The sequence below is a fragment of the Anaerolinea thermophila UNI-1 genome (genome assembly GCF_000199675.1).
Taxonomy (GTDB): domain Bacteria; phylum Chloroflexota; class Anaerolineae; order Anaerolineales; family Anaerolineaceae; genus Anaerolinea; species Anaerolinea thermophila.
On record NC_014960.1, the window covers coordinates 253754 to 273839 of the forward strand.

A 20086-nucleotide genomic window follows, 5' to 3' on the forward strand; every position below is an offset into this window, starting at 1 on the left:
CTTCTTGTCATCGGGCTGGCAAACCAGCCCGGAAAATCAGCATTCTTACTCCCAATCCCAGTCTTCGCCGCGTTTGTGCTTCTTGCGGATGAAGGTTACATCACGATCGGGGTCGTATTCCACAAAGCGCGCACCTTTTTTCTTCTTCTTGGCTTTCTTGCCTTTCTTGTCGGCAGGTGCTTCTTCTTCCTCTTCGTCTGCCACATCCACCGGCACGTCGGCACGCAGGGTGAAGAGTTCGTCAAAGGACAGTTCCTCGGTTTCCTCTTCTTCTGTTGCTGGTGCGGCGGGTTGGGCAACCGCCTCGGGCTGGCTGATCGGTTCCACTGCTTCTACCGGCAGGGTGGTTTCTGGCGCGACCTCTGCCGTGGCTTCAATGGCGGGCTGAGGGGTTTCTTCTTCAGCAGCAGGTGTTTCGGTAATCACTGCTTCAGCCTCTTGAGGCTGTGCTGTAACCACAGTGCGCTCCACCAGCGCGCTGATCTCGCTCATTGCCCGCGGACCAATGCCCTGCAGTTTGAGAATCTGGTCGGGGTCGAGTTTCATCTGCATGACGACATCGCCCACGGTGGAGAAACCACCTTCCTGCAACAGGTAAGCCACGTGTTCGGGCAAGCCGCTGTCCAGAATGCCGGTCTGGAAGGCTTCGGCAGGAATCGAGGCACGCACGCTCTGCACGCGGTTGTCTTCCTCGGCTTTCTTCTCCATTGCCCGACGGGTGGCGCGGCGCTGAACGCGGTCCACAAACTGCGCCATGCGGTCGTACTCTTCGGCAGACAGCGGACGCCCTTCGGCTTTGCGCGCCAGCAACCCGCTGACGGCTTCAGCGGCTTCGCGCTCCAGTTCGGCAATCTGCGCGTATTCGGGGTCGGTCTGCAGGCGGTGCAGGGCTTCGGCGGCGGCTTCGGGCAGGCTCTTGATGTCAATGCGCCAGCCGGTCAGTTTGGCGGCAAGGCGGGCATTCTGCCCATCGCGCCCGATGGCAAGGCTCAACTGATCTTCGGGAACGACCACCGTAGCGGTCTTGTTGACCGAGGATTTATCGTCCAGATACACGCCGGTGACCCGCGCCGGGCTGAGGGCTTTGGCAATGTACACCGCCGGGTCGGCGTTCCATTCAATAACATCAATCTTCTCATCATGCAGTTCGCGCACAATCGCCTGGATGCGCACGCCGCGGATGCCCACGCACGCGCCCACCGGGTCAATGCCGGGTTGGGTGGCAGAGACGGCAACTTTGGCGCGCTCGCCGGGTTCGCGGGCGATGGAGCGAATCTCCACAATGCCGTGGTAGATTTCGGGCACTTCCGTCTCCAGCAGGCGGCGCAGGAAGTTGCGGTGCGTGCGCGAGAGGATGATTTGCGGGCCGCGCGGCGAGTCTTTGACCTCGGCAATCAGGGCGCGCACGCGGTCGTGCACGCGGAAGCGCTCGCCGGGAATCATCTCCTTGCGCGGCATGGTGCCTTCGGCGCGCATTTCCAGTCCGATGGTCAAGCCCTGAGCGTTGACTGCCTGAACCACGCCGCTGACAATCTCGCCGACCTGTTTGGCGTAGTGGTTCAACTGCATCTGGCGCTCGGCGTCGCGGATGCGCTGCTGAATGACCTGGCGGGCAGTCTGCGCCGCCACACGACCAAAGTCGCGCGGGGTGCTTTCGACCACAATCATGTCGCCCAGTTGCACATGGGGATTGTAGCGGCGGGCTTCTTCAAGGCTGACCTCGGTGAGCGGCTCGCGCACCTGCTCGACGACTTCTTTCTCGGCGTAGATGGTGACCTTACCAGTATCCAGATCGACTTTGGCTTCCACCTGTTGCGCATTGGAGGCGTTGACCGCCCGGCGGTATGCCGAGACCATAGCCGACTCCAGCGCTTTGAGAATGACATCGCGCGGCAGTTGCTTTTCTTCCAGCACTTCATTGAAAGCCAATACAAACTCGTTCTTCATCGTTCTTACTCTTACTCCAGAATGAACCGGTTACAACAAGAAAAGTGGGGGGTGCCCACTTTTCAACGATACCTATATGGGTGCGACTTGCATTCTCATTTTAACACACTCTTTTCGGGGATGCAAGTCTTGCGTAGAGAAGAGACTGTAACAAAATTGGTGGGCGAATTTTCGAAAAAAGGAAGGAAGAGAGAAGACGGGGGGAGAGGAGGGAATTACGGGAGGGCTCATGCCCAGAACTGACAGGCAACTGTGCTTCCGCGGAGCAACCCGGCGGTGGTTTTATATCGCCTGGCTTGCTGGGCGCGGCTCTTGAGCCTGCCAATCATCTGTTCCGTGCGATTATTGGTCCAGGGAATACCCACATCAGCATAGAAAGCCACATAGCGTTGCCAATCACGCGATAAGCGCAGGATCAGGTCGCGGAGTTTTTCCAGGGGCGTGCGTTTTCCTTCCGGTGGTGTACTCCTGCCCGGCAGGGATTTCCACAGGCGGTGTAAGAGGCGGTCTCCATGCAATGGCAGGTCGCGCAGGATTTCCTCGACCTTTTCAAGCACCCCCTGCCAGGCTGGATCCAACTCAGCCTGTAACCCCTTCAAAGCATGCTTTACCCAGCGCCGCACATGAAACTGACAGACCTGATGCCCTATCTCCAGTTCATCGGTCAGTTGCTTGTAGATCGCCAGATCATCGCTCACGATGGCGCCGATGTCATGCATCTCTTTCAACCGTTTCAGCCAGGTGAACAGAGCCCGGCTGTCTTTCTCGTCTACCTCGGCAACCTCCAGCAGACTACCATCTCCCAGATCCACCGCCACCATCACTCCTTTGCCTCCCACCCAGGCTCCATCTACCCCCACCACCCGCACGCTTTTCCATTTCAATTCCCCCATCAACTTTTCCCCCTCTGCCTGTACATGCCGCCACCCGCTCATATGACTGAGCCTCAGCCCAAAGATCCTCAACACCCCGGCTACCCTGCGATAACTCAATCCCAGTGACCACAGGATCACACTCAATTTCTTCAACCGTTCACTGTGCCGTCCATTGCCTACCCCCTCCGGATAGTCCCGAAAGGTGCGCCTGCACCGTGTGCATCGATACCTCACCACCTCGACATGACGAACTTTGACATCCTCGATGCGCCTTTTCTCCACTCCCCATCGCTGGAATGTCTCCCCCTGACAATATGGACAGCGCTTCGGACGAGCAGGCTTTTTTCGTTTTACCTGTGGCAGTTGGAGTATAATCTTCATGGAAGGGCTCCTGGAGTTGTGATATCAATATCTTACAGGATCCCTTCCTTTTTTTCCCTTTCTCCACCAAGTTTGTTACAGCGTCGTAGAGAAAAAGAGGGGGTGAAACGGGCATTTTTTATCTTTTTCGGCACAGGGTAATCGCCCGGTGAGACATGTCGAAGCCGCTCGATGGGTGCACTTGCGAGCCCCCGAAGGGGGCGAAGCAACGACACGCAATCACAACGGCACGCAACCGCGCCCTGAGCCTGCCGAAGGGCGCGAAAAAAGCACTGCCAGGGCGCAAAGCACGCGAAGAGAATGAGAGCATGCGCCTTGACAGGCTCGATGTATGAAAAAAGCGCACCCCGAGTCGAGGGGGTGCGCTGAGGCGTTACGGTGGGTGGAATGGTCTTTACAGGGATTTGACAGATCCACTGTTCAGAGGGCTGGCTCTACCGCCGGCACGGACTCGATCAGCGAACAGGTGGAATTGCCACCCGCATACGGCGGCTCTTCAGGATAGGACGGCGGTTCTTCCTTCTTCCCCCCTCCCCCCGGTTCGCCGGGTTTACAGTCTTCTGTACACCCCGAACCGGGTTTGTCTTCTGCACACCCATCATCTCCACATACTGTTCCCTCCGCTACCGCCGGATGAGCAAACCAGACGAACAATCCCAACAAAACCACAACGACCAACCCGTAACGCCAAGCCTTCATCGTACCCCTCCTGCTACTTAAAGATTCTACTTTTTATCCTCATACCGGTCTGAATACTCACCTTGTATCTCCAACGCCTTGTCCACCAGTGCCTTAAAGGCTGGATCAGACTTATAGTGATCCAACATAGTCCTGTATTCCTGCGGCACGGGACGGGCGTCCACGCCGTAGGTCTGCTTCAGCCATTGCAGATCCCACACCTGAGAACCCGGCACCAGTTCCAGATTCCTCTGCAAAGCGGCTTCCATCTCCTCTACGCTGTCAAAGCCCATCAGGTCAAAGGCGTTGTCTTCACCGATGTAGTACCACTGTCCATCGCCGATGTAGGCGTAGTACAGCATCCCGGCATACGCCGGCTGGTCAGGCTTGGCGGCATGTACCCCTTCGCCGTACTGTGTCTCATCCGGCTCAAAGGCGCGCTTTCCGGGAATATGCTTTCTGGTAAAGCCTCCGGCTGTGCCTTCGGGAAGATCCTGCTCCCACCAGGAAGACTGCACGCCGGGGTAATACTTGCGCACGGCGCACACGGCCTGGAAGACCACCTTCTGCGCTTCAGGCGAGACGCCGTCCGCCAACTTTGCGTTCACGTTTCTGGCGCATCCCCACAGCACCAGGCGGGCTTCGTAGCGGTCGGTGTCGGCATCAAAATAATAGAAGCGCACATCCACAGGCAAATACATACTGGGCAACCACCAGTAATAACGCCCGGGCAGGTTGAAGCCGTCCACCTTTTGTTCTTCAATGCCGAACCACCGAACATACTTCTGCGGCTTGCCCTCTTTGAGCGGAGCGAGGTAGGGGTTATCCTCCAGTCCGAGGGTTTGGGCGGCTTCCTGGATGGAATAGCCGTTCTGGATCATCATGCTGAAGGCAATCCAGGGTTCGAGGTTCTTCAGCGCGCAAGCCGGGCTGAGGTTCATCCAGAAGTTCGGATAGGGCTGTTTGCTGATGGGGTCCACCGGCAGGGAGAACGTCCAGCGTTCCGGCTGGGTGGCGCAGGGGTCCACCGTAGGTGTGGGTGTGGGCGCGGGGGTGCTGGTGGGTTCAGGAGTGGGGGTGGGCTGAGGCGTAGCCGTCTCCGTGGGGAGCGGGGTGGGGGTGGGCGTGGGAGCTATCCCCGCGCAGGCGCTCAGCAGGAACGACAATCCGAGAACAAAGACCGACAGGAAACGAAGAATGGATTTCACGTTAAACCTCCTGATGTGGAATAGAAAATAAAAAAGGACCGAGCCAGAGGTCCCCCTGTCGAGAATTTTACTTGAAAATATACATATCACAACCAGAAAATGACCGGGAGATGTGGGAACATGGAGTGTATGCCAACGTGCAGCGCTCTCCCGCGGATGAGGTGGCACTGACTTCCCCTTCTATGCTACAATCCAGAACGTGAAAGGCGAATGGAAGTACACCCGGGCGGTCAACCCGCGCCTGTTGAGAAGTGAACCCATGCGCCGCTGTACGCTGGGCGAGTGCCGCGCGGCGTGCTGTCTCTACGGGGTGTGGCTGGCGGTGGAAGAGCGCGATGACCTGCTGGAACATGCCGCGCTGATTGCCCCGCATATGCCGCCTGCTCTGCGCGACCCGACGGTGTGGTTTCGCGGCGAGGAAACTGCCGACCCTTACGCGCCTTCGGGCAGGGTGATTCACAGCAACGTCCTGCCCGCGCCAGAGCATTACGGCGGGACGGCGTGCGTCTTCCTGCGCGAGGATCACAAGTGCGCCCTGCAGGTAGCCGGTGAGGCGGCGGGCTTTCACCCCTGGCGCTTCAAACCCTTTTACTGCATCCTGCATCCGCTGGATCTGGACGAGCAGGGGCGCATCACCCTGGATGAAACTCCCGCCATGCTGGCGGAAGAAGGTTCGTGCCTGCGCCCCTCCGAAACCCTTATCCCGCTGATGCGCACCTTTGAACCGGAATTGATTCATTTGCTGGGCGACCTGCCCGAACAAAACTCATCTGATGAACGGAGGTGAACCCATGCCCGTACTGCATACGACTTTAGGCGCGCTCTCCGCTCCGCCGGAGGGCATCATCCTGCCTCACGAGCATATTTTTGTCGATTTGCGTCCGCTGGATGCGCCCAACCACGGGCAGGCGAAAACCGAGGACGTGGTGGCGCTGATGGCGCCCGAACTGAAACGCGCCCGCGCCGCGGGCATCGCCGCGCTGGTGGAGTGCACTCCCGAAGGGGTGGGCAGGCACGTGGAGCATGTGCTGGCGGTCTCGCAGGCGGGGAACTTCCCTATCCTGGTGCCAACGGGGATTTACCGCGAGCCGTGGGTGCCTGCCTGGGCGCACCATGCCGACGAGGGCATCCTGCAGTCGTGGATGATGGGAGATTTAGAGGTGGGGGTGGGCAATACCGGCGTGCGCGCGGCTTTCATCAAGTTGAGCATGGGCGATGACGGCATCACGCCGGTGGAGCGCAAGATTCTGCGTGCCGCCGCGCGGGCAGGGGCAAAGACCGGCGCCGCCATCGGCAGTCACACCATCCGCGGGCGGGTGGTGCTGGAGCAAATCGATGAACTGGAAGCCTGCGGCTTCGACCCGCACCGTTTCATCTCCATCCATGCTCAGGCAGAACCCGACTTTGCCCTGAACCTGGAGGTTGCTCACCGCGGCGCGTGGATTGAGTACGATGGCATCGGCTGGAGCGAGGATGAGGCGTACATCCGCCGTATTCTGGACATGCTGGAGGCGGGCTTTGAGGGGCAAATCCTGCTCAGCATGGATCGCGGATGGTACGACTGTGCCCAACCGGGCGGCGGCACCCCGCACCCGTTCACCTATCTGGTGGAGGTGTTCCTGCCCAAACTGCGCGCCGCGGGGGTGGATGAGGCTACCCTGCGCCGCCTGACGGTGGAGAACCCCTTCCGCGCCTTTGCCCGCTAGGCAAGCCTGTCGAGGCGTGCCGAAGGACGTGTTTTACCGCAAAGGCACAAAGGACGCAAAGAAAAAAGGCGCACCCCTCGATGCCTTCGACAGGCTCAGGCATCGGCTCAGGGTACGCCTTTTGACGCAGATTCAGTACTGCCCCACCGTGCCCATCTGGCGCACGCGCCGCTCCAGCGCGTAAAACGCCCGCAAGCCAATCACAATCATCAGCACCATGGAAGCCAGCAGGATGGCAATTTCCACATTCAGCGGCAAGAGGGTGCGCGTCTTCAGCAGGATGGCGCGCACGGCATCGAAGCCGTAGGTCAGCGGGAGTGCCAGCGAGAGCGGCAGAAGCCATTTGGGCAGGACGGTGACGGGGAAGTTGGCGCCCGACAGGAGCATGACCACGTAACTGCCCGAATCCACCAGCGTGTTGGCTTCGCGCAGAATCATCACCAGCGCGGCAAAGGCAAAGCCAAAGCCGTACAGCCCGATGAGCAGAGGGACAGCCACCAGCACCGCCGAAAGCGCGTTCCCTGTCGGGTGGAAGCCCCACACCAGCGCGCCGATGAGAATCATCCCCAGCGAGGTGAGCGTGGTGGTTGCCAGACTGGAGAGGGTGCGCCCCACCAGCATCAGCGGGCGGGGGAGCGGCGCCATCCAGTTGGCTTCCAGCACCCCGCCGTCCATGTCCCATTTGAGTGAGAAGCCCATGCCCCAGAATACCGCCATGATGAAATTGGTCAGCGCGGTACCGAGGATAATGTAGGACATGTAATCATCCGTCCCGGCAAAGCCGGCAAAACCCTCTGCCCTGCCGTTGACGCTGAAGGCTTGCCCCATGAAGTACACCGGCGCCAGCCAGACCAGCGGCTGAAGCATGTCGGAAACGGCGTTGAGCGGGTAGCGCCAGTGGTGCTTCCAGTTGTTCACCGCAATCATCCACAACGCGCGCAGATGAGAACGCCACGAGGGTTGGGAAAGTCCAAATTCGGTCTGCATGGCAGAATGTCCTTTCTAGTACTGGTTGAGCGCGCCTTTGAGCCGCGCCCGCCGTTCGATTTGCGAAAAGGTGAGGTAGCCCAGCGCCAGCCAGAACGCGCCGTATGCCAGCAGGAGCAGAAGATCTCGGGAGACGGCTTCCAGCGGCGCATGGTTGAGCGCGGCAAGGCGGGCGGCGCGGATGATCAGCGTGGGGGGAAGCCACTCCGCCACCGCCTGCATCCACTGCGGCATGACCGTCAGCGGGTAGGTGATGCCGCAGAAAATCATCACAATGCCGCGCACCAGAAAGACAAAGGTGTTGGCTTCGCGGGCGGTGATGACCAGGCTGGCAAAGGTAAAGCCCAGCCCGTACAGCGCGGGGAGCGCCGCCAGGAACACCGCCAGCAGGCTGAGCAGGTTGGCGTCAAAGGTCAGGTGGAAGAAGAGGCGGAACTCCACCACGGTAAAGATGAAGAACATCAGCGTGCTGGCGGCATGCACCGGACCTGAACCCAGCAGGAAAAAGAAGCGGTTGGTGGGCGTCATCCAGTTGGATTCCAGCGTGCCGCGCATCTGCTCGCCGCGCAGGGCAAAGCCCACGTTCCAGAGCATGGTGTTTGCCCACATCCACACGGTGGTGCCGACCACAATATACCCGAGGAAGTTCTCGGTGCCAGCCACTTCCAGAAAGCGCGCCACGCCGCTCCCGCCCGGTCCTGCCAGGGCAAACGAACTGAAGATGTAGGTGGCGGGGAAGAGGATGGGCCAGATGATGAAGGCGATAATCCAGGTGGGATAGCGCACGAAGTGCAGGTATTCCCGCCAGATGATGGCGCCCAGAGCGCGCAGTTGCGCCGCCCAGGTGGTGCGGCTGAGCGATTTGGATTGCGTTGAAGGCAAAAGGACGGTTTCCATGATGTGCCTCTCTCAGTCCCGCAGGGCTTTGCCCGTCAGGTGGATGAACACGTCTTCCAGCGTTGGCGCGACGATGTTCAGATTGACCAGATGCGTGCCGTTGGTGTTGACCCGCTCGATGAGGTGCGGCAGAACGGCGCGGCTGTTTTCGGTCTGCAGGTGAATCTCCCAGATGCCGTCCTGCTCCAGAAAACGGGTGACCATCTGACGGATGCCCGGCAGGGATTGAATCGCGCCGGTCATTTCAGGCTTCCAGCCGGCAACTTCCATTTTGATCACATCCTGCTGGCGGATGCGCTGTTTGAGCGCGGCGGGCGTGTCCAGGGCGATGATTTTGCCCTGGTCGATGATGCCGATGCGGTCGGAAAGTTGATCGGCTTCTTCCATGTAGTGGGTGGTCAGCAGGATGGTATGCCCCTGGCGTTTGAGGTCCAGCACCATCTCGCGGATGCGCCGCGCCGCCTGCGGGTCCAGCCCCAGGGTGGGTTCATCCAGCAGGATGATGGGCGGGCGCGCCAGCAGAGCGCGGCTGAGGACAATGCGCTGGCGCATGCCGGTGGAGTACTTCTCCACCAGTTCGTTGGCGCGGCTGGTCAGTTCCATGTAGTCCAGCAGTTCGTCAATGCGCTTGCGGGCAATCTCCGGCGGGATGTGGTAGAGCGCGGCAAAGTACTCCAGATTCTCGCGCCCGGTCAGTTTCCAGTAGATACTGCGCTCGCCCGCCAGAACGATGCCCAGACTCTGGCGCACGCGGTTGGCATCCCGCACCACGTCGTAGCCGTTGATGCGGGCTGTTCCGCTGGTTGGCTCCAGCAGGGTACACAGCATGCGGATGGTGGTGGACTTGCCCGCGCCGTTGGGTCCCAGCAAGCCGAAAATTTCGCCGCGGTGAATTTGAAAACTGACATGATCCACGGCGGTAAACTCGCTTTTGGGCGGGCGCTGAAACAGGCGGGCGAGGGGATTTTTCGGCGCGGCAGAGGACTCTGCAGGCGCCCGCCTGGGGAATTTTTTGACCAGATCCAGGGCTTCGATGGCGTAATCAGACATGGAACACACTCCCTTTAATAATCATAAAAACGCTTTTGAATTACAAAACTCATTATAAGGATTATTGAAAAATTGTCAAGGATTATTTAAATTTATTGAATTATCTGGTTGAATATTTTGATTTTTTCTTGACGTACGCTTTTAAAAAAAGAAGCCCGCGGTTTCCCCTGTTGGAGCGCGCGGGTCTCTTTCTGAAAGAAGACTGCGGGGTGAGGATTACCCTGCCAGGAGCGATTTCATCTGCTGGTAAATCAGTTTGGCGGCGCGCTCCGGGCTGAGGCGCGAGAGGCGGTCCATAAAGGTGGAATCTGAACCCACCAGAATGCGGGCGCGGTCCTGCTCAATGCCGTCAAGGATAATGCGCGCGGCTTCTTCCGGCTGAAGCACCTTCATGGCGCGCGAACTCTGCCCGCCGTGGCTCTGAATGTTCACCCCCGAGTTGGCGGCGATGTTCGTGCCGACCGCGCCAGGGAAAATTACGCTGACCTTGACGGGCGTGTCCATCAGTTCGGAGCGCAGTCCCTCGGTGAGCAGTTTGACCGCCGCCTTGCTGGCGCCGTAGAGGGTCTGCCCCGGCACGGGGACAAACCCCCCCATGCTGGAGACGTTGGCGATGTGTGCCTCGGGTCGCTGGAGCAGGTAGGACAAAAATGTCTTAATCATGTAGAGCGTGCCGTAAAAATTGACGTTCATCACCCGCTCGATGACGTCGTAGGTCAAATCGTTGACCTTGACAAATGGGTGGATGATGCCGGCGTTGTTAATCAGCCCGTCCACCGCGCCGTGGCGTTCGATCACCTGGGCGGGCAGGGCTTCGACGGCCTCGCGCTGGGCGATGTTGGCAACGTGGGTGGAGAGATTGGCTTGCTTCTCCCCCGCCAGGTTGGCGGTTTCCTGCAGGGTGGCGGGGTTGAGATCTACGGCGGCAACGCGCGCGCCGCGGGCGAGCAAGCCCAGCACCAGCGCCCGCCCAATGCCGCTCCCCCCGCCGGTGACGACAAAGACCTTATTCTGTACTTTCATGGTATCCCCATTCCTTCCTTATAACATAAACTTTATTTTATTATATAAGAGTTAAAAATACCTGAATTATCGGAATGCCATGATGCAGAAGGTTTATCCTCCCATCCCCCAGCGTAGAACCCGGAACCCCACCATACCCGCCAGAATGGTGAGCAGGATGCCAGGGGGGATACCCATTTTTCCGCGGGATGAAACGGTTCTCCCGCAGGAAATTTGCCTGCGGGAGAGTCTCAGACTGTCTGTTCAGTTTTTCTGCTTGAAGGGGTTATCCGCCTCCTTCTCCCTCGCCGCCGGGGCAACAGCGGTATTCCTGGGATTTTTCCAGCAGTTCAATGCGCTTTGCCAGCAGTTTGTTTTCCAGTTCCAGGCGCTCCAGTTCCAGTTTCTCGCGCAGGGCTACCTCGGGTTCGCAGATGCCGCAGTCATCCATGCAGGATTTGACAATCACGCCTGCGGTGGGGATGGAAGTTTCGCGCTCGTAGTCAATCTCGGCTTTGATGCGTTTGGACACCTGCCCGCCAACGCGCTCAATCAACCCCTGCTTGACCAGTTGGGCATCCACTTCTGCCAGGGCTTTGGCACGCACCTCGTCGGAGAGAGGCTGTTGGAAGCCCAGCGCCGCCGCCGGGATGGCGGATACCGCCGCCGTTGCCACACCTGCCGCAAAGCGCGTGCTGAGCAGTTGCGGATTGGCAAGCCCTACCTGCGAGGAACGCGCCCGCGCTTCGCTGGCGAGGGCGATTTCCTGAATCTCCAGCCGTTTGGTGCTGGTGGCGGGTACTTCCTGAGGGACGGTTGCCACTGCACCGGTAGGCTTGTAGGGCGCCGCGGGTACGGGCATCAGCGCCACCGGGTCGAGCACCCGCCGTTCGATGCTCACCAGTTCAAAGCGAATCTTCTCGGTCTTGTTGATGCGGTAGAACAGGAAAGTCACGGCGTGGCACTTGTTGGGGTTGCTGAACTCGCGGGATGCCGACTCGAAGTGGTCTTCCGACTCGCCCTGCACATGGGTGCGGCTGGAGACCTCGCCGATGGAGAGGGAGTGCGCCCGGCGGGTGGCTTCCACCGAGAGGTTATCGGACATCTCGGCGTGAGCGCGAAATTCGCGCAGGTAATCGCGCGAGGATGAGGCGCTGTGCGAGCCTTTGGCGTTGGTATCGGCATTTACCGAGAAAAAGCCCAGCGAGCCGCTGGCATCGCCGTGGAAGTCCCACTTGCCTTCTTCCTGGAAGTTCTCTCCGCCGCGGTCTTCCACATTTTGATCGGACATGAACGCCCGCAGGGAGCGCAGACGGTACTGCTCTTCGGAAATTTGCTCACTGCGGTAACTCAGTTTGCTTTCACTGTCAAAACTGAAACGGCTCCGCCGGTCAGTGGTGGCAAGGCGCACCTTCTCGCCGGGCAACAGGGTGGTGGAGTACACAATATCTCCCAGTGCCAGCGGACCGGAACAACGGGTAAAGCGCACGTGGAAGATCACCTCCACGCGCACTATTTGTCCCTGTTCGGTTCGTACACTGGTAGGAAAGACCAGATGACGGCGAAAGTCCAGCACATCGCACGTAGGCGACGTTTTGAGGTCAGGGCAGCAGGGAATCTCCGCATAGGGAGTGACGCCGGATTCTGTATGCATGAATTTTTCCTCCAATTTTTTACTAAACATATAACAGAAATCCAAATAGTATTATATACTCCCCATCCCGTCTGTCAATAAGAGATATTTCCCAGCGTTGCCGATTCTCCGGAATGAACCGCAGAAATGGCAGTATAATGACCTCAAATACACTTTCAGCCAAAAAAGAGGAACACAATATGCCCGCACAGATTCTGGATGGCGCCGCGATGGCGGAAAAAATCCGCCAGCAGATTGCACAGGAAGTTGCTCAACGCCTTGCCGAGGGCAAACCCGCCCCGGGACTTGCCACCGTGCTGGTGGGCGATAACCCCGCCTCGCAGGTGTACGTTAAATCCAAGCACAAAGCCTGCCAGCAGGTGGGCATCCGCTCCATGGGCTATGAACTGCCTGCTACCGCCTCCCAGCAGGAAGTGATGGACCTGGTCAAGCGCCTGAACGACGATCCTGCCGTCAACGGCATTCTGGTGCAGTTGCCCCTGCCTTCCGGACTGGACGAAGAGAAGGTGCTGGGAGCCATCAGCATCGAGAAGGATGTGGATGGTTTTCACCCCATCAACATCGGACGGCTGGCGCAGAAGGGGCGCGAACCGCTCTTCGTCCCCTGTACCCCCGCCGGCTGCATGGTGCTGATTGAGTCCGTCCTGCCCGACCTTAACGGCGCCAACGCCGTGGTGCTGGGGCGCTCCAACATTGTGGGGATGCCGGTGGCGCTTTTGCTGGTGCGCGCCAATGCTACCGTGACCATCTGTCACTCGCGCACCCGCAACCTCAAAGAAGTCTGTCGCAGTGCCGACGTGCTGGTTGCTGCGGTGGGACGCGCTGAGATGGTGCGCGTCGACTGGGTCAAGCCCGGCGCGGTAGTGATTGATGTGGGCATCAACCGCGTGGAAGATGCCACTCAGCCGCGCGGCTACCGTCTGGTAGGTGATGTGGCATTCGACGAGGTCAAAGACGTGGCGGGCTGGCTGACACCGGTACCCGGCGGGGTTGGCCCAATGACGATTGCCATGCTTTTGCAGAACACCCTGCGCGCCGCCCGCCTGAGCGATGTATAGCGCAAACATGTGAGAAGAAGGGCGCACCCCGCATCTGCCAAGGGGTGCGCCCTTTCTTTGCGCCCCTGCCAAAAAAAATCCCCTGTCCGCATCGCCCGAATCGTGGGATAATCGTCAGTCAGTACGATTCTGGGAGATGCACATGCGTTTTCAACACATTTGTGTTTTGGGATTGGGATACATCGGCTTGCCCACCGCCAGCACCTTTGCCACGCACGGCTTGCGCGTCACCGGCGTGGATGTCAACCCCGCCGTTCTGAACAGTTTGCAGAACGGCGAGACGCACATCTACGAACCCGGATTGCGCACGCTGGTGCAGGCGGCGGTGAAGTCGGGCAATCTGGCGGTCAGCCCTCAGCCCGTGGAAGCCGATGCCTACATTATCGCCGTACCTACGCCTTTCAAAGAAGGCAAGAAAGCCGATTTGTCGTTCGTAATTGCCGCCGCCGAAGCCATTGTGCCGGTCTTACGGCGCGGCGCGCTGGTGGTGCTGGAATCGACCTCGCCGCCGCGCACCACCGAGGATGTGGTGCGTCCCATCCTTGAACGCTCCGGTTTGAAAGCCGGGCAGGATTTTTACCTGGCGTACTCGCCGGAGCGGGTATTGCCCGGGCAGATTCTGCGCGAACTTATCGAGAATACCCGCGTCATCGGCGGCATTGATTCCGCTTCTGCCGAAGCCGGGCGCGACCTGTACGGCGTCTTCGTGCGCGGAGAGATTATCCTCACCGACGCTACCACCGCCGAGATGGTCAAACTGATGGAAAACACCTACCGCGATGTCAACATCGCCATCGCCAACGAGTTTGCCCGCCTTGCCGAGCGCTTTGGCATCAACGTCTGGGAAGCCATTGCGCTGGCAAACCGCCATCCGCGGGTGCGCATCCTTAACCCCGGTCCCGGCGTGGGCGGACACTGCATCTCGGTCGATCCGTGGTTCCTGGTGGAAGCCGCTCCCGACCTGGCAACCCTCATCCGCACTGCCCGCGAGGTCAACGACAGCCAGCCGCACTTTGTGGTGGAGCGCGTGCGTCAGGCGGCCGGTTTGCTGGAAGGATTGCGCGTTGCCGCCTTGGGACTGGCGTATAAAGCCGATGTGGACGACCTGCGCGAAAGCCCCGCCATTGAGGTTTGCCATTTGCTGAGCCAGGCAGGCGCGCAGGTGCGCGCTTACGAACCCTTCAAGCCCGATGCGGTCATTGAAGGCGTGGAAACCGTGCCGACTCTGGGCGAGATTCTCGACGAAGCCGATGTCCTGCTTTTGCTGGTGGGACACACCGTCCTGCGCAATCTCGACCCCGTTGAGGTGGCGCAGTTGACTGCCGCGCGCATTGTGGTGGACTGCGTCAACGGCTGGGAGCCGGAGCGCTGGCGCTTCAACGGCTTCCATTACTACCGTTTGGGTGACCGCAAAGAGGTGGGATAGGCGTATGATTCGCGTGCTTTCGATTTTCGGCACCCGCCCCGAGGCGGTCAAGATGGCGCCGATTGTGCGTCTGCTGGCGCAGACCCCCGGCATCGAGTCAAAGGTGTGCGTCACCGCTCAGCACCGCCAGATGCTCGATCAGGTGCTGGAAGTGTTCAACATCCAGCCTGATATCGACCTGAACCTGATGAAGCCCAACCAGAGCCTGGCGCAGTTGACCGCCGATATCTTCACCCACCTGGACCCGGTCCTGCGCGAGGTACAGCCCGACTGGGTGCTGGTGCAGGGCGATACCACCACGGTAATGGCGGCGGCACTGCTGGCGTTCTACCACCGCATCCGCGTAGGGCATGTGGAAGCCGGTTTGCGCACCAACGACCGCTACCAGCCCTTCCCGGAAGAAATCAACCGGCGCATCGCCGGCGTGGTGGCAGACCTGCACTTTGCCCCCACCGAACACGCCCGCCGCAACCTGCTGGCGGAGAACGTCCCCCCGCAGAGCATTGTGGTTACCGGCAACCCGGCGATTGACGCCCTGCGCTGGATTACTGCCCAGCCCATGCCGCAGGAAGCCGAAGACCTGCTGGCGCGCATGGACGTGCGTCCCGGCGGGCGGCAACTGGTGCTCATCACCGCCCACCGGCGGGAGAACTTCGGCAAGCCTCTTGAGGATATCTGCCATGCCCTGCGCGCGCTGGCAGAGGAATATGCCGACCGCCTGGCACTGCTCTACGCCGTGCATCTTAACCCCAACGTGCAGGAACCGGTGTACCGCCTGCTTTCAGGTATCCCCAACATCACCCTGACGCCGCCGCTGGACTACCTGCCCATGGCACATCTGATGCAGAAAGCCCACCTGGTGCTGACGGATTCGGGCGGGATTCAGGAAGAAGCCACCAGCCTGGGCAAGCCCACCCTGGTTTTGCGCGAGGTCACCGAGCGCCCCGAAGGGGTGGAGGCAGGTGTGCTGAAACTGGTAGGCACCGATCCCCAGCGCATCCTGCGCGAAGCCCGTCTGTTGCTGGAAGATGAGCAAGCCTACCGCGCCATGGCGCAAGCCGCCAATCCCTTTGGCGATGGACACGCCGCCGAGCGCATTGTAGAAGCCTTGCTGAAAGCCAGTCAAAGCGCTTCCCCTGCCTGAGGTATGAGCCAGCCAGTTGCGGCGTCCGCTTCCTTGTGCCTGCTCCCCCGCCTGGAAGGGCTGGGCGGACCGGCATCCTTCCGCGGACGGCTGAGCGCGGCACTGATACGGCGCGGCTGGCAGGTGCATCAAAACCCCGATGAGTCTGCCTGCCGGGCGATCCTGGTCATCGCCGGGACACGCGACCTGCCCGCGTTGTGGCGGGCGCGCCGCCGCGGCGTGCGCATCGTTCAGCGCCTGGACGGGATGAACTGGCTTCACCGGCGGCGTTTTACCGGCGTGCGCCACTTTCTGCGCTCGGAACTGAACAATGCTCTGCTGGCGTACATCCGCCGTTTCCTTGCCGATGCTGTCGTGTATCAATCTGAGTTTTCCCGCCGCTGGTGGGAGCGCGTCTATGGACGGGTGGAGCATTCTGCCGAAGTGATTTACAACGCGGTGGATTTGCAGGAATACTCCCCGCAGGGTGTGGAACACCCGCCCGCCGACCGCTGGCGTCTGCTGGTGGTGGAAGGGCATCTGCACCGCGGCAACTGGCTGGGACTGGAAAATGCGCTGGTCCTCGCCCGTCAACTGGACGGCTGGCAGGGCAAACCCGCCGAATTGTGGGTGGCGGGCGATGTGGCGGAAGAACTGCGCCGCCGTGCCGAAGAACTACTGCCGGGGAAGGTGCGCTGGCTGGGCATTGTGCCGCGCCGCGACATCCCCGCGCTGGATCGTTCGGCGCATCTTCTCTTCTCGGCGGAACTCAACCCGCCCTGCCCGAATGCCGTCATCGAAGCCCTGGCATGTGGTCTGCCGGTGGCGGGCTTTGCCGAAGGCGGACTGCCGGAACTGGTGGGCGGGGATGGCGGTGTGCTGGCGCCCTGGGGGAGCGATGTGTGGAAACTGCAAACGCCTCTCTCCCGCGATGCGCTGGCGGAATTCGTCCGACAATTGCTGATAGAGGGAGAAGCCCCGCGCCGCCGCGCCCGCGCCCGTGCCGAACGTCTGTTTGACCTGGAAACCATGGCGGAAGGCTATCTGCGCGTTTTGCTGAGTGAATAAATTTGCTGAATTGGGTCTGAATTTCATGTTGGATTAATTTTTGCATGACATAATCAACCCGGGAGAACCATTCATGTCATCGTCCACTCAACGCCCTTCTCCACGCCGTCCGTATCCCCCATTTTGGGAAAAATCTATTCCTTTCATTCTTGCGCTGGTAGGTCTGGCAGTGCTGGCACTGATTCTCATCAGTCTTGCCGTTCTGCTGGGCTGGCTGAAGTAATCTCATCATGCTGTTTCATCGGAGGATGCGTTTATGACCTTCTTTAACACGGTCTTGCCGTTCCTTTCCAGTGCGGTCAGTTTTGTCTTTGCCGCGCTTGTCCTGCGGCGCTTTGCCCAAAAAGGCGGGGCGCACTTGCTGTTGTGGGGCATTGGCATGGTGTTCTACGGCATCGGCGGGTTCTGCGAAGGCTTTTACGGCGCGTTTGGCTGGAATCCGCTGATTTTCCGCCTGTGGTATCTGTTCGGTGCGATGCTGGTAGCCGCCTGGCTGGGGCAGGGAACGGTCTATCTGCTGGTGCGCCGCCGCGGTATCGCCCATGCGCTGATGATTCTGCTGGCGCTGGGTTCGCTCTTCGGCGCGGTGCGCGTCTTTGGCGCGCAACTCGACCCCAGTCTGATGACCGGTGGTCTGCATACCGGCAGTGAGTTGAGCGGCAAAGCCATCATCACCGCCGGGGTGCGCACGCTGACGCCCATCTTCAACCTGTATGGCACGCTGGCGCTGGTGGGCGGCGCGGGATACTCGGCGTTTCTCTTCTGGCGCAAGCGCGTGCTGTTGCACCGCACCATCGGCAACGTGCTGATTGCCGTGGGCGCGCTTCTGCCCGCCTTTGGCGGTTCGTTCAGCCGCATGGGCGTTCCCGGTGCGCTGTACATCAGCGAATTTCTGGGCGCGGTTCTGCTCTTTGCAGGCTTCCTGCGCGCTACCACCCCTCTGCCGCAGGAATCGGCAACGGCGGTCGAAGCCCAAAAGGCGTAATCTTTCTTGCGCAGGCGGTTTTAAAACCACAACGGGAGCGGTTATCCGCTCCCGTTGATTGTTTTTACAATGCCCGCTTTTCGCGGTCGTAGTTCTGCCCGAGGAAGGCAGGCACGCGCGCCTTGCGGAACGAGAACATCATTACCAGAATGGTCGCCAGGTACGGGAGCATCAGCAGGAACTGGTAGGGGATCGCCGTACCCAGCACCTGCACGCGGTACGCCAGCACCTCGATGAGGGCAAAGAACAGCGCCCCGTACAGGATGGTGTCGGGCTTCCATCCGCCGAAGAACGTCAGTGCGATAGCCAGCCAGCCGCGCCCCTTGACCATGTTCTCGGTGAAGGTGCCGGTGTACACCATGGGCAGGTAAGCGCCTGCCAGCCCCATGAGCATTCCGCCCAGGATGGCTGTCCAGTAGCGCGCCCGCGGGACGTTCACCCCCAGACTGTCGGCGGCTTGCGGGTTTTCGCCCACCGCGCGCAGTTCCATGCCCGCCTGCGTGCGGTACAGGTACCACCACAACCCAATCGAAAGCAGGATGGAGAAGTACACCAGCACATTTTGCTTGAAGAAGATCTCGCCGATGACCGGAATCTGGCTCAGCCCCGGAATGGGGATGTCTTTCAAGGTGGGGATGAGCGGCGGCGTCAGGGTGACGCCGATGATGATTTTGGGAAGCAGGGTGGAAAGCCCCACGCCGATGAAGAACAGCGCCAGCCCGATGACGAACTGATCCATGCGCAGGTGGGTGGTGAAGTACGCCAGTGCCAGCCCGAAAAGCCCGCCCGCCAGCATGGCGGCGAGCATGCCCAGGGCATTACTGCCGGTGAGAAAACTCACCAGAAAGCCCACCGACGCTCCAACCAGCATGATGCCTTCCTGCGCCACGTTGAAAATCCCCGTGCGTCCGCCCAGCATGGTTCCCTGTCCTGCCAGCACGAATGGCACAATGGTCAGCAAAATCAGTTTCGCATAGGAAATGATGGTCAGCCAGAACTCGTTCATGAGACCCTCTTTTGTACCAGATCGGAAAGCAGGACGAAGACCAGAATCAGGGCTTCAACGATGAAGACCATCTCCACCGGAATCATCAGCGTCCTCTGCATGGCGCTGGCGCCCACTTCCAGCACGGAGATGAAGAACGCCACAAACGGCACTGCCAGGTTGTTGCCCTTGGCAATCAAGCCGATGATCAATCCCAGCACCAGGAAGTTGTGTTGCATGCCCTCGATGAGGCGGTGCTGAACGCCGGCGACTTCCAGCGCGCCCGAAAGCCCGCCCACGCCGCCGGCAATCACCAGCGAGGCGATGAACATCCAGCGGGTGTTGATGCCGAACACGCCCGCCGCGCGCGGGTTTGCGCCGGTGGCTACCAGTTCGTAGCCGCTCACCGTGCGGGTGATGGCGTAGTACACCACCGCCACCACCAGAATTGCCAGCAAAATCCCCGAATGCAGGGGTGGATTGTTGATCAGCATGGGGAGCCAGCCGTTTTGTCCGATGGCGATGGTGGTGGGATGCCCCGCCGCCGGGTCGCGCAGGGGACCGGTGCAGACGTAATTGACCAGGTTGAACGAGACAAAGTTGAGCAGAACGGTGGTGAGGATTTCGTTGATGCCGAAGCGGTACAACAGCCACCCGGGAATCAAGCCCCACAATGCGCCGCCCAGCACTCCCGCCAGCAAAACCAGCGGGACGAGCAGAATTGGCGGCAGTTGGGCAAAGACGATGCCCGCTACCGTTGCCGCAGTTGCGCCCACCAGCAGTTGCCCCTCGCCGCCGATGTTGAACTTGCCCGCCGTCAGCGGGATGGTGAACGCCAGCGCCTGCAGGACCAGCGGGACGAATTTAAGCAGGGTTTGCACAAATCCGTTGGGGGTGCGGAACGAGGTGAACAGGATGGTGCCGTAGGCTTTGAACACATCAAAGCCCATCAGAGCGATAAAAACGCCCGCCGCGGCGAATGCCGCCACTACAGCCAGCAGGTAGGGAAGCACCGCGCGGGCAATCTTGAGAAGACCGTTTGATTTCTTCATTGTT

Annotated in this window: 19 protein-coding genes; 8 read left to right on the forward strand and 11 right to left on the reverse strand. The window is 60.1% G+C overall.

The window, feature by feature from the left end:
- Window positions 1-45: 45 nt before the first annotated feature.
- The 4 genes from nusA to ANT_RS01145 form a co-directional block, all read right to left on the reverse strand.
- Window positions 46-1947: a transcription termination factor NusA gene (gene nusA / locus ANT_RS16765; RefSeq protein ID WP_013558659.1), complete on the reverse strand. Its 1902-nt coding sequence runs from the start codon at window positions 1945-1947 to the stop codon at window positions 46-48.
- A 227-nt stretch (window positions 1948-2174) separates the two neighbouring features.
- On the reverse strand, window positions 2175-3203 hold the full coding sequence (locus ANT_RS01135) for an IS66 family transposase (protein ID WP_013558534.1): 1029 nt from the start codon (window positions 3201-3203) through the stop codon (window positions 2175-2177).
- A gap of 420 nt (window positions 3204-3623) precedes the next feature.
- Window positions 3624-3902, reverse strand: coding sequence for a hypothetical protein (locus ANT_RS01140; protein ID WP_013558660.1), 279 nt, complete (start codon window positions 3900-3902; stop codon window positions 3624-3626).
- A 26-nt stretch (window positions 3903-3928) separates the two neighbouring features.
- Window positions 3929-5089 carry a hypothetical protein gene (locus tag ANT_RS01145; protein WP_013558661.1) on the reverse strand — a complete coding sequence of 387 codons (1161 nt, stop codon included), beginning with the start codon at window positions 5087-5089 and terminating at the stop codon, window positions 3929-3931.
- Window positions 5090-5288: 199 nt separating this feature from the next.
- Here ANT_RS01145 and ANT_RS01150 point away from each other — a divergent pair, with 199 nt between their 5' ends.
- Together ANT_RS01150 and ANT_RS01155 are read left to right on the forward strand one after the other, a co-directional pair.
- Window positions 5289-5876 (forward strand): DUF3109 family protein, encoded by a 588-nt coding sequence (locus ANT_RS01150; RefSeq protein WP_013558662.1) that lies wholly within the window; start codon window positions 5289-5291, stop codon window positions 5874-5876.
- A gap of 4 nt (window positions 5877-5880) precedes the next feature.
- Entirely contained in the window at window positions 5881-6795 is a 915-nt protein-coding gene (locus ANT_RS01155) for a phosphotriesterase family protein (RefSeq protein WP_041454470.1), read from the forward strand.
- Window positions 6796-6927: 132 nt separating this feature from the next.
- Here ANT_RS01155 and ANT_RS01160 read toward each other — a convergent pair whose 3' ends face one another.
- The 5 genes from ANT_RS01160 to ANT_RS01180 form a co-directional block, all read right to left on the reverse strand.
- Entirely contained in the window at window positions 6928-7782 is an 855-nt protein-coding gene (locus ANT_RS01160; RefSeq protein WP_013558664.1) for an ABC transporter permease, read from the reverse strand.
- Between the two features lie 15 nt (window positions 7783-7797).
- Window positions 7798-8679 carry an ABC transporter permease gene (locus tag ANT_RS01165; protein WP_013558665.1) on the reverse strand — a complete coding sequence of 294 codons (882 nt, stop codon included), beginning with the start codon at window positions 8677-8679 and terminating at the stop codon, window positions 7798-7800.
- A 12-nt stretch (window positions 8680-8691) separates the two neighbouring features.
- Window positions 8692-9729: a daunorubicin resistance protein DrrA family ABC transporter ATP-binding protein gene (locus tag ANT_RS01170; RefSeq protein WP_013558666.1), complete on the reverse strand. Its 1038-nt coding sequence runs from the start codon at window positions 9727-9729 to the stop codon at window positions 8692-8694.
- A gap of 216 nt (window positions 9730-9945) precedes the next feature.
- On the reverse strand, window positions 9946-10752 hold the full coding sequence (locus ANT_RS01175; protein WP_013558667.1) for an SDR family NAD(P)-dependent oxidoreductase: 807 nt from the start codon (window positions 10750-10752) through the stop codon (window positions 9946-9948).
- A gap of 265 nt (window positions 10753-11017) precedes the next feature.
- A complete protein-coding gene (locus ANT_RS01180; protein WP_013558668.1) occupies window positions 11018-12385 on the reverse strand; it encodes a hypothetical protein in 1368 nt (455 codons plus the stop codon).
- A gap of 179 nt (window positions 12386-12564) precedes the next feature.
- Here ANT_RS01180 and folD point away from each other — a divergent pair, with 179 nt between their 5' ends.
- From folD to ANT_RS01205, 6 genes are all read left to right on the forward strand, one after another.
- Window positions 12565-13443 carry a bifunctional methylenetetrahydrofolate dehydrogenase/methenyltetrahydrofolate cyclohydrolase FolD gene (gene folD, locus ANT_RS01185; RefSeq protein WP_041454471.1) on the forward strand — a complete coding sequence of 293 codons (879 nt, stop codon included), beginning with the start codon at window positions 12565-12567 and terminating at the stop codon, window positions 13441-13443.
- A 142-nt stretch (window positions 13444-13585) separates the two neighbouring features.
- Entirely contained in the window at window positions 13586-14869 is a 1284-nt protein-coding gene (gene wecC, locus ANT_RS01190; RefSeq protein ID WP_155817949.1) for a UDP-N-acetyl-D-mannosamine dehydrogenase, read from the forward strand.
- Between the two features lie 4 nt (window positions 14870-14873).
- The gene (gene wecB / locus ANT_RS01195; protein WP_013558671.1) at window positions 14874-16013 is read left to right on the forward strand and encodes a non-hydrolyzing UDP-N-acetylglucosamine 2-epimerase; all 1140 of its coding nucleotides are present in this window, start codon (window positions 14874-14876) and stop codon (window positions 16011-16013) included.
- A gap of 3 nt (window positions 16014-16016) precedes the next feature.
- Window positions 16017-17060, forward strand: coding sequence for a glycosyltransferase family 4 protein (locus ANT_RS01200; RefSeq protein ID WP_013558672.1), 1044 nt, complete (start codon window positions 16017-16019; stop codon window positions 17058-17060).
- A gap of 73 nt (window positions 17061-17133) precedes the next feature.
- The gene (locus ANT_RS17235) at window positions 17134-17283 is read left to right on the forward strand and encodes a hypothetical protein (protein WP_013558673.1); all 150 of its coding nucleotides are present in this window, start codon (window positions 17134-17136) and stop codon (window positions 17281-17283) included.
- Window positions 17284-17316: 33 nt separating this feature from the next.
- The gene (locus ANT_RS01205) at window positions 17317-18045 is read left to right on the forward strand and encodes a hypothetical protein (RefSeq protein WP_013558674.1); all 729 of its coding nucleotides are present in this window, start codon (window positions 17317-17319) and stop codon (window positions 18043-18045) included.
- A 64-nt stretch (window positions 18046-18109) separates the two neighbouring features.
- Here the strand turns inward: ANT_RS01205 and ANT_RS01210 are convergent, their stop codons facing one another.
- Window positions 18110-19051 (reverse strand): ABC transporter permease, encoded by a 942-nt coding sequence (locus tag ANT_RS01210; protein WP_013558675.1) that lies wholly within the window; start codon window positions 19049-19051, stop codon window positions 18110-18112.
- Window positions 19048-20082: an ABC transporter permease gene (locus ANT_RS01215; RefSeq protein ID WP_013558676.1), complete on the reverse strand. Its 1035-nt coding sequence runs from the start codon at window positions 20080-20082 to the stop codon at window positions 19048-19050. Before ANT_RS01215 ends, ANT_RS01210 begins: the two co-directional genes overlap by 4 nt.
- Between the last annotated feature and the right edge of the window lie 4 nt (window positions 20083-20086).